The sequence below is a fragment of the Isoptericola hypogeus genome (genome assembly GCF_039531145.1).
GTDB lineage: Bacteria > Actinomycetota > Actinomycetes > Actinomycetales > Cellulomonadaceae > Isoptericola > Isoptericola hypogeus.
Map to the genome: position 1 here is coordinate 1 of NZ_BAAAPM010000010.1, position 14,234 is coordinate 14,234.

Annotated in this window: 13 protein-coding genes; 5 read left to right on the top strand and 8 right to left on the bottom strand. The window is 69.1% G+C overall.

What is annotated here, in order from left to right; translation table 11 throughout:
• Positions 1-44: 44 nt before the first annotated feature.
• The 6 genes from ABD254_RS20125 to ABD254_RS20145 form a co-directional block, all read right to left on the bottom strand.
• Positions 45-464, bottom strand: a complete 420-nt coding sequence (locus ABD254_RS20125) for an integrase core domain-containing protein (RefSeq protein ID WP_425553886.1) — start codon at positions 462-464, stop codon at positions 45-47.
• A gap of 80 nt (positions 465-544) precedes the next feature.
• Positions 545-730 carry a hypothetical protein gene (locus ABD254_RS21460; RefSeq protein WP_425553887.1) on the bottom strand — a complete coding sequence of 62 codons (186 nt, stop codon included), beginning with the start codon at positions 728-730 and terminating at the stop codon, positions 545-547.
• On the bottom strand, positions 697-1,236 hold the full coding sequence (locus ABD254_RS20130) for a transposase family protein (protein ID WP_344250639.1): 540 nt from the start codon (positions 1,234-1,236) through the stop codon (positions 697-699). Before ABD254_RS20130 ends, ABD254_RS21460 begins: the two co-directional genes overlap by 34 nt.
• 582 nt (positions 1,237-1,818) lie before the next feature.
• Positions 1,819-2,295: an EVE domain-containing protein gene (locus tag ABD254_RS20135; protein ID WP_344250640.1), complete on the bottom strand. Its 477-nt coding sequence runs from the start codon at positions 2,293-2,295 to the stop codon at positions 1,819-1,821.
• 338 nt (positions 2,296-2,633) lie between these two features.
• On the bottom strand, positions 2,634-3,719 hold the full coding sequence (locus ABD254_RS20140; RefSeq protein WP_344250641.1) for a DNA methyltransferase: 1,086 nt from the start codon (positions 3,717-3,719) through the stop codon (positions 2,634-2,636).
• Between the two features lie 152 nt (positions 3,720-3,871).
• Complete coding sequence (locus ABD254_RS20145) at positions 3,872-4,669, bottom strand: hypothetical protein (RefSeq protein WP_344250642.1); 798 nt, start codon at positions 4,667-4,669, stop codon at positions 3,872-3,874.
• Positions 4,670-5,095: 426 nt separating this feature from the next.
• On the opposite strand from ABD254_RS20145, the gene ABD254_RS20150 reads away from it, so the two are divergent.
• Positions 5,096-5,500: a transposase gene (locus ABD254_RS20150; RefSeq protein WP_344250643.1), complete on the top strand. Its 405-nt coding sequence runs from the start codon at positions 5,096-5,098 to the stop codon at positions 5,498-5,500.
• A gap of 3 nt (positions 5,501-5,503) precedes the next feature.
• Here the strand turns inward: ABD254_RS20150 and ABD254_RS20155 are convergent, their stop codons facing one another.
• Both ABD254_RS20155 and ABD254_RS20160 read right to left on the bottom strand, forming a co-directional pair.
• A complete protein-coding gene (locus ABD254_RS20155) occupies positions 5,504-8,836 on the bottom strand; it encodes a UvrD-helicase domain-containing protein (RefSeq protein WP_344250644.1) in 3,333 nt (1,110 codons plus the stop codon).
• Positions 8,833-12,006, bottom strand: a complete 3,174-nt coding sequence (locus ABD254_RS20160) for a PD-(D/E)XK nuclease family protein (protein WP_344250645.1) — start codon at positions 12,004-12,006, stop codon at positions 8,833-8,835. Before ABD254_RS20160 ends, ABD254_RS20155 begins: the two co-directional genes overlap by 4 nt.
• Before the next feature lie 399 nt (positions 12,007-12,405).
• Between ABD254_RS20160 and ABD254_RS20165 the strand changes: the two genes are divergently transcribed.
• From ABD254_RS20165 to ABD254_RS20180, 4 genes are read left to right on the top strand one after another with little or no spacing between them, the layout of a single operon-like run.
• Positions 12,406-12,912 carry an NYN domain-containing protein gene (locus ABD254_RS20165; RefSeq protein WP_344250646.1) on the top strand — a complete coding sequence of 169 codons (507 nt, stop codon included), beginning with the start codon at positions 12,406-12,408 and terminating at the stop codon, positions 12,910-12,912.
• An 18-nt stretch (positions 12,913-12,930) separates the two neighbouring features.
• A complete protein-coding gene (locus ABD254_RS20170) occupies positions 12,931-13,161 on the top strand; it encodes a hypothetical protein (protein WP_344250647.1) in 231 nt (76 codons plus the stop codon).
• Positions 13,158-13,937, top strand: a complete 780-nt coding sequence (locus ABD254_RS20175; RefSeq protein WP_344250648.1) for a hypothetical protein — start codon at positions 13,158-13,160, stop codon at positions 13,935-13,937. The genes ABD254_RS20170 and ABD254_RS20175 overlap by 4 nt, the downstream gene beginning before the upstream one ends.
• The gene (locus tag ABD254_RS20180; RefSeq protein ID WP_344250649.1) at positions 13,934-14,182 is read left to right on the top strand and encodes a hypothetical protein; all 249 of its coding nucleotides are present in this window, start codon (positions 13,934-13,936) and stop codon (positions 14,180-14,182) included. The genes ABD254_RS20175 and ABD254_RS20180 overlap by 4 nt, the downstream gene beginning before the upstream one ends.
• Positions 14,183-14,234 lie beyond the last annotated feature (52 nt).

The following is a 14,234-nucleotide window of genomic DNA, read 5'->3' on the forward strand; positions in this document are numbered from 1 at the left end:
CCCCCCCCCCCCAAAAAAAACAAATTACCGACACCGGCCGACTGTCAAGCCCCGGGTTTGGTGGAGGCCGGGTTATCTGGCGTCGGTGAGGTCGGGGACGGGTTCTGACGGGGTTCGGAGGCTCTGAGGTGCGCCGCCCGGTAGGCCTGCGGAGTGAGGCCGCCGAGGGCGCCGTGGGGTCGAAAGGTGTTGAACCAGTGGACCCACTCGGCGGTCGCGATCTCGACGTCGTCGATGCCGTGCCAGGGTCCGCGGTTGCGGATGAGTTCGGCCTTGTAGAGGGAGTTCAGGGCTTCGGCGAGCGCGTTGTCGTAGGAGTCGCCCTTGGAGCCTACGGATGCGACGGCGTCCTGCTCGGCGAGGGCTTCGCGGTAGCGGATGGCTCGGTACTGGGCTCCGCGGTCGGAGTGGTGCACCAGTCCGGACAGGTCGTGGCCGTCGCGGGTGCGCTGGTTGACGCCCATGCGCAGGGCGTCCAGGGCGAGGTCGGTGTGCAGCGAGCGAGAGACCTGCTAGCCCACGATCTCGCGGTTGAACACGTCGGTCACGAATGCGACGTAGACCCAGCCGGAGAACGTGTGGACGTAGGTGTGAGGTCGGCCAGCGGCGCCCTGTCCCGCTTGAGGAGCGCGTTGCCGCGCTCGGCGACCGCGCGCAGCGCGGCCTGGAGCAGGTTGTAGCACTTCTGGTCAGCGGTCAGGGTGGCGCCCTTGGGCGTCTTGACGGGCACCGTGAGACGGTCTGCTTCCCCGATGTAGCCGAGGTCGGCCAGCGCGTACCGGTTCCCGGACGACGCGCCGGTCTCATCGAGGGACCAGGCGTGCGCGCGTTCAGCAGGCCTTCGTGGGTGCGGGCCGCGGTCGTGTCGTGGGTGCGGCCCGCGCATACCGGCGAGACCCAGATCGGCCACCCGTCGGCGGCGGTGACGACCTGCACGTTCCCGCCATGCTTCTTGTGCTTGCCCGACCACCACAGGTCCACACCCTTGGTGGGGCCGGGCACCTTGAGGCGGTCGGTCGGGATCAGCGTGCCGTCGATCATCACCCGATCGTGTCCGGCGATCTTCGCCGCCAACAACGCCCCGGCCAGGGACGGCATCGCCTTGGCGAGCACGCCCAGGGCCCCGTCGATGTACCGGTAAGCCGTCGACAGGCCGATCCGAGCATCCCTGGCGAGCTGCTTGACCCTCGTGCCGTCGACGTACCACCGCAACGCGACCACCGCCTGGTCCCACACCCGAAGAGTCCGACGCCCCGGTGCGGGTACCCAGCTCGCCCTGATGCCGGGCGAGCAACCCGACGACGTACCGCACCGTCCTGGCTCGCAACGGCAGCACCGCCCGGTACTCCACGACGACATCATCACGAACATCGTCGAGGGAATCGTCATGGGTGTCCTCGTGGAAGGACAGGCCGTCGGTGGGCATGACAGGATCGGGCACGCGGGACTCCGGTTCTGGTCGCTCTGTGGTAGGAACGACCCGTTCTACCGGAGTCCCGCACTCCATCACCCCAGGTCAGCCCCCACGGCGTGTCGCCGACGACACACCCGCTACTGGGAAAGCTCAGTGATGGAAGTTGTCATGATGGCCTTCTGCCCTTCGCTGATGGGCACGTCGGCCAGGGGCCGGGCAGACAAGACGTTGACGGGGCTGACCAGGCTCGTATGAAGTCATGCTCGCCTCTGGCCGACATGCGTCGGACAACGCCCACGCCGCCCGAGCGCGGACGGATCAGTTCCAGGACAGGCCAGCAGGCCGTCAGTCACCGATAGGGTCACACGCCCGGACGACGCGGACCCCTACATCATCAACGTCACCTATCCGTGCAGCAGACCCAACGTCTCCGGGTCGTGGGGGTCGCCTTCTCCAAGCGACGCCTTCGTTTCGAGCTCGATCTCGAGCAGCCGCATTACCACAAGGGACGCAGCAGCATCATCAATTTCGGCCACACCGCGCTGCAACTTCGCCGTGTTGAACCCTGTCAACTCCTGAACGTTTCTGTCGAACCTTAGACGCAGACCGCCATTAATCTCCGTGAGAAGCCGGAATGGAATCACCGACTTGAAACGATACTTCCCGCCGGCCCAAGGCGTCTCTGCAGATGAACTGGGCACCCGCGCGCCTGACGCAACGACGCCGTATCCGACATAACCGCGCCCACCGACCCAAAAAAGGAGATGATCACCGCGCTTAGCACTGGCGAGACCGCGACTGTACCCGAAAAGGCCGATCTCCTTGCAAAGTTCCCAGTTGTGCGTGTGGTCTCGCGAGACCGAGCAGAGAAACCAAGTCATGCAAGGGTACCCCTCCGGGACAGCGCCCACCAGATGTATGACGTAGCTTGCCCGGACTCAGACCCCACCTCGTCCACCCCTGCCGCCACGACCATGATTCTTGGTGGACCGCGCTCCAAACTCCTCCCACCGGGCTGAGTGGATGTCGAAGGCCGCCCGCTCCCGCTCCCGGGCTTCCCTGGCGGGGTCTCGCTCGCGGACCGCCTCGTCGTACGTGATCATCGCGAGAGACTCGACTCTCGTCTCCACTAGGATCTCGTCGCCCGCGAGCACCTGGAATCGACCATCATTCGCGCGCGTCAAAGCGACACCGCTCTTGGCGTTTCCTCTGATAACAGTCACACACGGACCCCCGTGACGTCATACTCGAAGAGCGCCTTGTTGCTGTTCCGTTTGCGCACCGTCTCGACCCGGACGTCCCGATAACCGAGCTCAGTTAGCATCGCTGCATACCAGTCTTGCGCGGGAACTACGTGCCCGTAGAAAGTCGAGTTTCCTACGATGTACGAGACACGACCGCCCAAATTGACCTGTCCTGTAATTGCCTGGAAATGCAGCCACATGTCGTGGAAGTACTTGTGCACGTATGTCGAAAGCAGCGGGCCATTCTTCCCCCCGTCGCTCCTGATCTGAGAACACACCGCCGCCATCGGCCCGTCAACCGGAGTCGCAGTCTGCGGCGTCCACGAGTTCAATTTCGATGTCGCCGTGCCCCACGTTCCACCAATTGCGCGCCAGTCCAGGTCGCCCGCATCCGAAGCCTGGTCGAGGTAGCGGAGCCAGTACATGTACGGCCGAAGCTCGCGGATGTAAGACATCCGGTTCACGTAGGGCGGGGACGTCAAAACCAGATCAGCCTTGCGCAACTCATCCACGCCGTCTCGAGAATCGCCGCGCTTGATCTCCGCCGAGCCCTCGAGGTCGAACCGGGCAGACTCGACCACGCTCGCCACTTCGCTCGAGAACTGTCCTAGAGTGGCAGCAACTGTATCCACGTCGAAAAGCGCTGCCGATTCATCCGTGTCCTTGAAAGACATCGACTGGTGATTGAAGGAGGCGTTGCTCGAAGAAATTAGCGTGCGACAGAGAGCTATCTCGAGAAGGTCGCGCACCTCGCCCTCAAAGGAATCGATTCCTTCCCGAATTCCCTTCAACGCATGAAGGGCACCCGCGCCCCACCACTTCTCGATCTTGAACAGGCTCGGCTGCCACAGATCAGCATCCTGCTCGTATCGCGCGGCCTCGGCGACGACGTGGTCGCACGCTTCCGAGACCGAAAGCAGGGAACCTTCCTCGTAGTTTCGCGTTTTCACGTTACCGAGCCAGATCAAGAACGGGTTGACATCTACCGACTGGCCAAAGTAGCCGAGCTCTGCAGCAGCAAGCGGAGTCGTGCCCGTGCCGGAGAACGGATCCGTGATCACGGAACCCTCGGGCAGATCCTTTATCCTCTCGCGTACGAGACGAACCCCGTATGCTGGCGTTAGTCTCAGCCAACCATGACGACCAACACCCATGTTGGCACGGAACGTAAGGTGCTCGTTTCTCGAGAGCGCCACTCGATCAATGATAGTTGTCACTTCGCCTCCAGCAGCGCCTTCAAGATGGATTCAACCTCCGCGCGGAGAGTCCTCGTATTTCGCGTGAAGTACCCAGCGAGATCGTAACCAAGCACATGCTTAGAGAAAGCGAAGGTTGATGTCGCAGCGTCGTCGACGTCGGCCGTCCCCATCAGCACAGCCCAATTGCCCAATTCATAGCGCTGACGCACGACATGGTTGATCTGGGTCGACATGATGACCAGAGTTGGCAATAGCAGATATCCGAGCGCCCTAGTTGCGTTCGTCAGATCAGCGTTCTGTCTCTTCGAGTCTGCCGACTTGTAGCCTTGTCGAACCTCGAACACGGCGCCCTTAATTGGAGCGATGATGTTCAAGTGGTCGGCCCTGCTCTGGATCCAGTCTTCGACGCGGCTCCGCTGAGCCCTATCATTGACGTCAGCCAATTCGATCCGGCCGTCCAGCGCAAGTGTCCGCTTCTTGACTTTTCCGTTATTGTCCTCGTCCACGTACTCGTACGACCATTTGACCTGTTCAGAATTGAGCCCAAGCTCGTCGCGGATGACCTGACGAAACAGACGCTCGCAGCCAATACCGAGCTGCCGATATACAGACGTCATGCCGCCGGCTGCCTTATGTGCCGCAAACATCAGCGGGCTGTCGAGTCCCATCCAATGGTACAGCGGGTCGGCCCCGTAGAGCCTAGTGAAGCCGTCTAGGTCGACTTCTTCCACTTTTCCCATCTTCGGCAAGTACTTTGCCGACTCGCGCAGCGGAGAGAGGAGAATCTCTGTGTAGTCGGCGTCTCGGGTCACCGTCACACTGTAGCGGTCAGGTCCGACAACTTGCCGCCCAACCCCTGTCTGTGAAGGACGCCGCCTGCGCCGGGCCTGCATCAACGGGCGCAGGACGTCCGCGGGGGCACGGCAGCCGCGAGGACTTTCCTCGTTGTCTCAAGCGCGCGGCTCCGCCGCGCGGGAAGGCCTCCCGGGCAGGGCCCCGCGCTCCGCTCGCAAGCTCGCTCCGCGCACCCCACCCGTCCGGCCTCCCCGACATGACGAAGGCAGCCCCGAGAGTTCCCGAAGCCGCATCCATCCGGCACCGCGCCGACCGCCGAGCATTCGGCCCGTCTACACCCCGCGTCAAGGGCGCCTACGGCGTCGCACGCGATGACCTGCGGGCACCCCGGACCCAGGCCTCCGACAGCCTCTCGTGCTCCGCTATCGGTTCAGCGCCTCGACGTGTCCAAGCAGAAGACCAGGCTCGAAGCGCTGTTCGCCGCCGACGAGCACGTCGAGGTCGAGGCGACCTGGGGCATCTACCAGCGCATGATCGCCGCCTACCGCCACCCCGACCGCGCGATGGGCCGTGCGCTGATGACCGCGGTGATCGAGTCGCTGTCCCACGGCGTGCCGGCCGCGCTCAGCGAGCTCGTCGCCCTCGGGCGCTGGAGAAGCGTGCTGCGGACGTCCTGGCGTTCTTCGATCTTCCCGGCACGAGCAACCGGCCCGACCGAAGCCATCAACGGCCGCCTCGAGCACCTGCGCGGCTCCGCCCTCGCCTTCCGCAACCTCACCCACTACATCGCCCGATCACTCCTGGAAGCCGGCGGCTTCAGGCCCCGGCTACACCCGCGAATGGGATGAGCCTCATTCAACCGGTACTCCGAGGGCCACAGCCTGTCGTGGATGCAGGAACAGCAGTTCCGCGCGGACGGGCGCGCCGGTCACGTCGGCCAGGCACTGCGCGTACGCCCGAAGCTGCGGACCGTAGTACTCCAGCCTGCTGGGGTACGCCCCGGGCGGCACGGCGTCGGTCTTGTAGTCGACGACGACGAGCGTGCCGTCGTCGTCGCGAAATGCGAGGTCCACGTACCCCTCGAGCACGGTGCCGCCGTCGTCGAGCGTCCCGACGTAGGTCTCCCGCCAGTGCTCCCGCTCTGCTGCCTGCCGTACCAGGTCGCTGGCCAGCGCGGACCGCACCAGCGCGGCCACCAGGTCCTCGGTGCCCACCACGCCCTCGACCACGCACTGCGCGGCCACGGCCTCGTCCACGCCGTCGCCAGTGGCGAGGTCCACCGCCTGCAGCACGGCGTGCACCGCCCGGCCAATCGCCGACCCGTACCGGCCCTTCGACCACGGCGGCAGCTCCAGATCCCGGCCGCCCTTGGCCCGCCCCTCGGCCACGTCGTCGGGCTCGGCCAGCACCAGCGCCGGCTCTGTCCCCTCCAGTCCCGACGCGCTGACCGCGGCGTCGCGGTCGCTGCTCGCCCGTGCGGCGGTCACGCTCGCCAACCACTCGTCGTACGGGGGCGGTGGCCCGACGCCGTCGTCCTCGCGCGCACCACGGCCACCCCCGCCGCCGGGCGCTTCGCCGTCCGACGCCGACGCGAACCGCTCCTCCCCCAGCGACCCGGCTCCACCTTCATCGGCGAGAAGTTTCGCCGCCGAGCCAGCCTTCGACCCATCGACCCGGTGCAGCGACACCACCAGGTGGTCACGTGCCCTGGTCCCCGCGACATACAGCAGTCGCCGCTTTTCCAGCTCGTCCATCTGCTCGTCGACGGGCTGGACCACGTCGAAGTCGTCCGTCTCCACGCCGGAGCGGACCCGCACCGCGTACCCGCCGCCGTCGGGCCACAGCAACTTGACACCGGCCCGCCGCCTCGACTGCGACGTCATCCCGGACAGCACCACCACCGGGAACTCCAGCCCCTTGGCCGCGTGCACAGTCATGACGCGCACGGCGTCGACGTCCGTCTCCGGCAGCACGGACTCCGCCACCCGCGTGGTCTCCGTGCCCTGGTGCGCCGCCCACGCGAGGTACGCGCGCAGCCCGCCGTGCGACACCTCGCCCCACGCCCGCGCCTGGTCGACGACGAACCGCAGCCGCCGCCACACGTCTCGCGACCGGGGGTCGGGCGCCGCGACCTCCAGCATCCGCCGCCCCTCGACGATCGCGCCGAGCACCTCCGACGGCGTCGCCCACCGCGACCGGAAGTACAGATCCCGCAGCCACGCCAGCCCCGCGGCCACCGGGCCGTCCGCCACGCCAGGCGCCGTCGTCCCCTCCAGAGTCGAGAACACCGTGAACCGCCCGCTGGCGTGCTTCCACCGCCACAGGTCGTCGTCGCCGCAGCCGAACAGCGGCGAGCGCAGCGCCGTGACCAGCGACAGCTCGTCGCTCGTGTCGGCGACGGCGCGGGCGCACGCGAGCAGGTCGCGCACCTCGGCGGCCTCGTAGACCAGCGAGCTCGCCTCCGCCCGGTACGGCACGCCCGCGGCGTCGAGCGCGTCCTCGAGCTGCGGCAGCGACGTGCGTGCGGGCACCAGGACGGCGATGTCGCCCGGCTTCACCGGGCGCCAGCCGTCGCCGTCCGCGCCGGACGACCGGTCCTGCACCTGCCAGCCTTCGCCGATCGCGCTCCGCACGACGCCCGCGACATCGGCCGCCTCGCGCTCGCGCAGCACGGTCGCGGACGGCTTGTCAGCGTGCGCGTCGGCGCCGAGGACGACGACGCCGCTGGGTCTCGACATGCTTGGTTTCGACAAGCTCAACCGGCGGTGGTGCGCCAGCGGCTCGTACTCCGGCTGCCTGTCCGCGTCCGGCACGATGACCTGCCCGAACACCGCGTTCACCCAGTCGAGCACCGCCGGCACGGTGCGGAAGTTGGTGGTGAGGCTGACCCGCTCCCCCAGCCGCTCCTGCGCCGACAGGTAGGTGGCGATGTTCGCGCGGCGGAACCGGTAGATGGACTGCTTCGCGTCGCCGACGACGAACAGCCGGCCCGGCGGCACGTCGACGTCCTGCCAGCGCTCCGCCGTCGCGTCCCTGCCGCCCGCGATTCGCGCGGCGAGCTCGATCTGGATGGGGTCGGTGTCCTGGAACTCGTCGAGCAGAAGGTGCGTGTACGTGCGGTGCAGGGCCTCGCGCACCTCGGCGTCGCGGCGCAGCAGGCGGCGCGCGAGCACCAGCAGGTCGTGGAACTCCAGCCGGCCCTCACGACGGCGGTCCTCGGCCGCGGCAAGCACTTGCTCGGCCGTCCAGCGGGTGAGGATCCGCAGCGTGCGGTCGACGACTCGCTTCGCCTCCACGGCGGCGACGCCGGCGACCTCCCTCCCGGCCTCGCGCACCTCGTCGACCGGGATCGCCCAGTTCCCCTTGGCGCCCAGCCCGAACTTCAGCTCTTTGATCTTCTGCAGCGCCGCGAGCCGGCCGCCATCGTCCACCGCGGCGTCGAGCGCACCGAGCAACCCCTCCAGCTGGCCGAGCTTCGCGAGCAGCTTGTCGTCTGGCTTCGTGCAATGCTCGCGCAGCGCGAGCAGCGCCCGCGCTCGCCGCGCGACGTCGTCCACCTTCGGCCGCACCACGGGCTCCGGCTCTCCCCCCAGCACGCGCTCGTCGATGAGGTCCCAGTCGGAGCCGAGCCCCTTCGCCAGCGCCCGCACGTCGTCGAGCTTCACGCCGCCCGCGAGCGCCAGCAGCAGCGCCGGGGCGATCTCGTCGTCGTCCAGCAGCGCGATCCGCAGCGCCGACCACTGTTCCTCGAACGCCACCGACGACCCGACTTCGTCCATCCCCTCCAGCAGCGGCGGCAGCCCGGCCGCGATCGCGTGCTCGGTGAGGATCCGCTGCGCGAACGAGTGCAGCGTGCCGATGGCGGCGGCGTCCAGGTCGTCGAGGGCCTCATCGGCACGACGGCGGAGTTCGGCATCGCCGGTGTCGTCCGCGTCGCGGCGCGCCCTCTCGATCTCCACCCGCAGCCGGTCGCGCAGCTCGGCGCCCGCCTTCTCGGTGAAGGTGACGGCCGCGACGTTGCGGAGCCGGACGCCGTCGCGCAGCACCAGCGTGCGCACCCGCTGCACCAGCGCCGTCGTCTTGCCGGAGCCCGCGCCGGCGTTGACGAACAGCGTGCGGTCGGTGGCCTCGGCGATGAGGTCGCGGGCGCACTGGTCGACGACGGCGGGGGCGCTGGTCGTCATGCGTCGCCTCCGTCCGTCGTGCCGTCCATCGCATCGGGCGCGGGCAGGGCGTCGGGCTCGAGGAGGCCGACGAGCTCCGCCAGCTCCGGCGCGAGGCGCTTGGCCTCCCACCGGCCGCGGGCTTCGCCATGGCCGATGCTGTCCGGGTTGCAGTAGGGGCACTGGGTGTACGCGAAGTCGGGCGCATCCGGCGGGCGCAGCGGGAACATGCCGGCAGCGATGGACCGGGTCAGCACGCCGATCGTGGCGGCGAACCGGGCCTCCAGCTCCGGCGTGAGCGGCACCTCGATGCGTCCCGGGTCCTTGCGCACGAACCAGTACGACGCCGCCACACCCGCTGTCCCGCCGCCGAACGCGTCCCGGGCCGCGAGCCCGTACACCGGCAGCTGCAGCTTCGTGCCGCCCACGAGCTCGTCGCCCGCCTTGATGTCCTTGAACTTCGTCCGGGAGCCGGTCTTGATGTCCGTGACGTAGACGGTGCCGCCCGCGCCGACGTCGACCTTGTCGATGCTGCCGCGCAGGCGCACGCGGCCGGCCGTGCCGCTGCCGTCCGGCCCGGCCACCACGACCTCCACCGCGGGCGCCGAGTCGCCATCGTCGAACCCGAACCGCTGCTCGCTGGCCACCGGGCGGGCGCCGAGGCCCCCGCGCCAGGCGCCGTCGGCGTCGAGTAGCGCGAGCACGTCAGCCTCGATGCGGGTGCGCTCGTCGTCCCACATCCGCTGGTGGCCGGACAGGCCGCGGCGCTCGACGTCGTTACAAAGCTCGCGTGTGATCGCGGCCAGGCGACGGCGGGCCGGCTCGGGCCACGAGGCGCCGGGGCCGGGCAGGTCGCCGGCGTCCCGGCACTCGGCGACGAAGCGCTCGTACGCGCCGTGGACGATGTTCCCGACGTCGAGCGAGCGGACGGTGACGATCTCCTCGGGCTGCTCGATCGGTCGCACGCCGAGCAGCCGCGAGACGAAGAACGAGTGCGGGCAGGCGGCGTAGCCCTCGAGCATCGTGGGTGAGACGGCGCGCTCGTCGGCGGCCCGATCGTGAAAGGCGTAGGCGGGGAGGCCGTCGACGCCTTGCAGGTTGCCGTCGAAGCGGGTGAACGCGGGCGAGCGTCGCGCGGCCAGGAGCTCACGGGCAGCGGCGGCGACGGCGTCGTCGAGGCTCCCGGTGAGCGCTGCGCGCACCCGCCACTCGCCGCCGGTGGCGAGGCGGGCCGTGCGTCGCAGCTCCCCCGCGAACGACGGCGCCTTCGCCATGGCGTCGCCGTAGTCGGCGTCATCCCAGCGGGTCGCGGACAGGGTGGGGTCGTTGGCGAGGGCGCGCAGCGAGGCGAGCAGCCACCGACTGGGCAGCCGGTGGCTGGACGACCGCAGGTCGCCGCGCGGGAACGACGCGACGGCGTCGGGCGCGGACGCGAAGGCCGCGAGCAGGTGCCGGAACTGCATGTTGAGGCGGTCGCGCGGGGTGCGCAGCGGTTCGACGGCGGTGCGCACGATCTCCGGCAGCAGCGCGTCGGTGCGGGGGCGGCCGGGATAGAGGTCCTCGCTGAGGCCGACCACGACGACGGTGTCCAGGTCGAGCCCGACGGCGGACGACAGGGGCGCGACGAGCACGCCGTCGCCGGCCTTGCCCACCCGTGGGCGCGCGTTCTCCAACTCGGCGCGCAGCACATCGGCGAGGGCCTCGAGCGAGGCCGGGGATCCGACGTCGTCGAGCATGGCGAGTCCGCGCAGCACGCTGGTCACCGCCGTGGCGGCGTACTGCTCCTCGGGCGGGAGCTTCTGGAGGTCGGGGCCGTCGCCGATGAGGGCGGTGACCAGGTCGAGCGCCCACACGGACAGCTCGCGCCACGACGTGATGTCGGCACCGCGCGCGAGCTCGTCGCGCAGGTGGGTGGTGAAGGCGAGCAGCTCGGCGCCGGTCTCGGCGCGGTGTCGCGCTGCTCTGATCGCCCCGGGGCGTGCGTCGTCCTCGTCGGCCGCGGCGATTCGCAACGCCGCCGCGACGAAGTCCGCGAGCCGCCCGCCCCAGTCGGGTCCTCCGACGATCCCCGCCTCGCGCGACAGGCGTTCCCACCGCGAGACCGGGATGCGCGAGCCGGCGAAGTCACGGACCGGAGCTCCTGCCAATGCGCGGAAGAGGTCGGCGCGGGGCAGGTCCGCCGGGCCGAGCGCGAGCAGCTCCAGCACCGTGCGGGCCAGCGCGCGCTCGGCCACCGGGCGAGAGCCGGGGCCGTTGACGCGGATGCCCGCCTCGGCGAGGTGCTCGTGGAGCAGGCGGGCGTACGGGTCGCGGGCTGTGTACAGGACGGCGATGCGGTCGGCGCGTTGCTCGTGCTGTTGCAGCGCCGCGACGACCTCGCGGACAGCGCCGCGGACCTCGTCGTCCGAGTCCGAGGCATTGGCGATGCGGGTGGCGGTGGGGACGTGTGGTGGTTCGGCTGCTTCCGTGTTACCGCCGGCATCGGGAGCGAGCCGGTCGAGGTGCCGGTCGCCGCGATCGGTAGCGGTGACGCCCGCGATGATGACGACCTCGGTGGACTCCGCGAGCGCGTCGACGAACCGGCGCTCCGGGAGCGTCAGGTCCTGCGGCAGGTACAGGACGACGGGCTCGGTGACCGCACCGGCGCGAGCTCCGGCCGCGTCGAGGAGGTCGCGGGCGTCGTACCAGGCCGGAGCGAGCGCGGCGGTGACGTCGCGGTGGAGCCGCACGAGGTCCCGGGTGGTGGCGGGGCCCTCGGCCTCGAGGACGTCGAGGTCTGCAGCGTCGACCTCGCGCAGCTCACGGTGCGCGGCGGCGAGCGCCTCGACTGTGGCGGTGTGGTCGGCGACCTCGTGGAACAGACCGGGGTCGCGGGCGAGCGCGGTCCGCCACGCCGCCGCGACCACTGGGCCGGTGGCTGGGCGCCGTGGCGCCAGCGACGGGGCGGCCAAGCGTTCGGCCAGGCGGGTGACGGTCGTGACCTCGAGGCCGGCGATGCCGGGCTTGGTGGGTGCGCCGGGTCGGGCGATGCCGTGGCGGGCCAGGTGGCGCCGGGCGACCGTGCCCGCCAGGTGCGTCGGCGTCACCACCGCGACCTGCGTCATCGGGTCGTGCTGCTTGAGATCCGAGACCACCGTCCGCAGGCGGTCCAGGGCGGGCGCCCCGTAGGGCGTGCGGACTGTGCTGAGCACGCGACCTCCCTCGCGTCGACCTCCAGGTCATGGAAGCACGAGCAACCGTCGATCGCTCGAACGGGCGCGCGGAGCCACGCTGCTGGTGCCCGTCGACGGCCGGGCGAGAGTCATCTTCAAGAATCCTTCACGTCGAGTTGACACGCAGGTCACGAATATGGTATTATTTCTTCTCGTTCGACCCTTGTGGTCCGATCGACCCGATGCCAGGTTTACCCACGGTAAATCCAGCTCCGGGCTCTAGGAGCCGGCTAGCCGTTAGCCGACGCCAACGATTCGCCCCGTGCCCCTCAGGGACACGGGGCGACTTGCGTTGGCGGATCCGCGAGCCTCGCCAGCAATGGTTTTGCAAAGATCATCCCCCATTTTCCTGTGGACTGACCACAGAACGGAGCCTTCATGACCACTCGACGCAAGTCCCGTCGTGCCCAGCGCAACGCCGATCTCGCACGTGGCCGAACCCTGCACCTCGTCGATGTCGAGAACATCTGCGGCACGGGACGCCTGACCGCCGACAGGGTGCGTAACGCCCGCGAACTCGTTGCACCCCACCCGCAGGCCCCGGGCTCCCACCTCTGGGTCGTCGCTGCCAGCAGCTCCGATGCCGCGCTCGCCCTCGCGGGGTGGGAAAACGCACGGCGCGTCGCGCAGCACGGCAAGGACGGGGCCGATCGGGCGCTCCTTGAAGCCCTCGACGAGCAGGTGGCAGCCCGCTACTCCCACGTTGTCGTCTACTCCGGAGACGGAATCTTCGCCGATCCGCTCGCCCGGCTCTCCGCGCATGGCGTCGGCACCACCGTCGTCGCCCGCCCCGAGCAACTGAGCGCTCGCTTGCGCCTGGCCGCCCGCCGCATCGTCCTGCTGCCGTCGCTCGTCGAGGCGTCGGCCACCACCCTCGCCGCCTGAACACACAAGGACCATCGCATGAGCACCCCGAACACCCCCTGCGCCCACGTCTTCACCTCCGGGCGACACACACCCGTGAGCGAACGCGCGCACGGCTGGATGCACGTCGACGTGATCACCTGCGCCGACTGCGACGAGAAGGTCATCCTGCGCGTCTACGACGACCGGCGCGATGACCCGATGCGCAACCGGCCTCTCACCTGGGGAGAGAACCACCACAGGGTCGACGGCCGGGACGGTCAGCAGTGAACCGCACCGCATCTCTCGACGCCGCCCGAACCATCCGGCGTCGCTACAGCGACGACCCGCAGAGCTACTACGACGGCCTCCGCCAGTTCGGCATCCGTGACGCCAACATCTGGAACTGGGTCTCGGAGCTGTTTTCTGATCCGGAACGGTTTGACGGGTGGGACGACACCGCACGGAGCAAGCTCGTTCGTCAGGGTTGGTGCCCGACAGAGTCCTGGGAGTTCCTGACGCGCTGGGAGCCGCCGGAGCACTACTGGATCCCTCCGTTTGGGGCCTACGTCGCCTTTGGGTACTACGACGAGGCCGACGCATTCAACGGCCGAACCTTGACGGACGCCGTCCCCGGCTGGCGCATCAGCGCCAAGGTGACCCGGTCCCGGTTCGTCGTCCAGGGGATCGTCGACTCGTACGACGGCGATCGGATCGAGGAGATCGGGTCGGTGCCGCTGCCGTGCTGCGCAACCACGACCATTCGGCGACCTGTCTGTGGAACCTGCTACCTGGAGCTGCCACTGCACGACGTGCACGTGATCACGGCCATGGCGTCGTGCGAGACTCGACCTATGGCACGCACGGAACGCCGGTCGTGGGGCAGTGCCGACCAGACGGGCGGAAACCTGCATCTCGACCCGGACGGTCGCGACCGCAAGAGCCAGTGCTGGTGCTGTTCGGGATGGAAGCGACCGGCCCGGCGGCGCGACCGCCACGAGGCCGTTGCCACTCTGCGCCGCGGGCAGGAGTTCTCCCGCAGCCGCGACAGCTTCTGGGTGGCATGACCCGCTGGAAGGTCACCGACCCTGACGGGGTCGAGACGGTCCTCGAGGCGGCAAGCACCATCGAGGCGTGCGAGAAGGACGAGATGTTCGCCTGTGCCCTCGCCGGCTGCCCCGACGCCTTCGGGTGGACGTACACGAACCTGGAGACGGGCAGGGTGATCGTTCCCGAGGACGTCCGTGCCCGCATCGAGAAGGCCGGCGAGCCGGGTCAGAAGCCCCGTGAATTCCCCCGGCGTAGCAGGTAGCCGCGGCGCGCACAGAGGTCCTGCCACGCCACCTCGTTCACAGCGGCGAAGT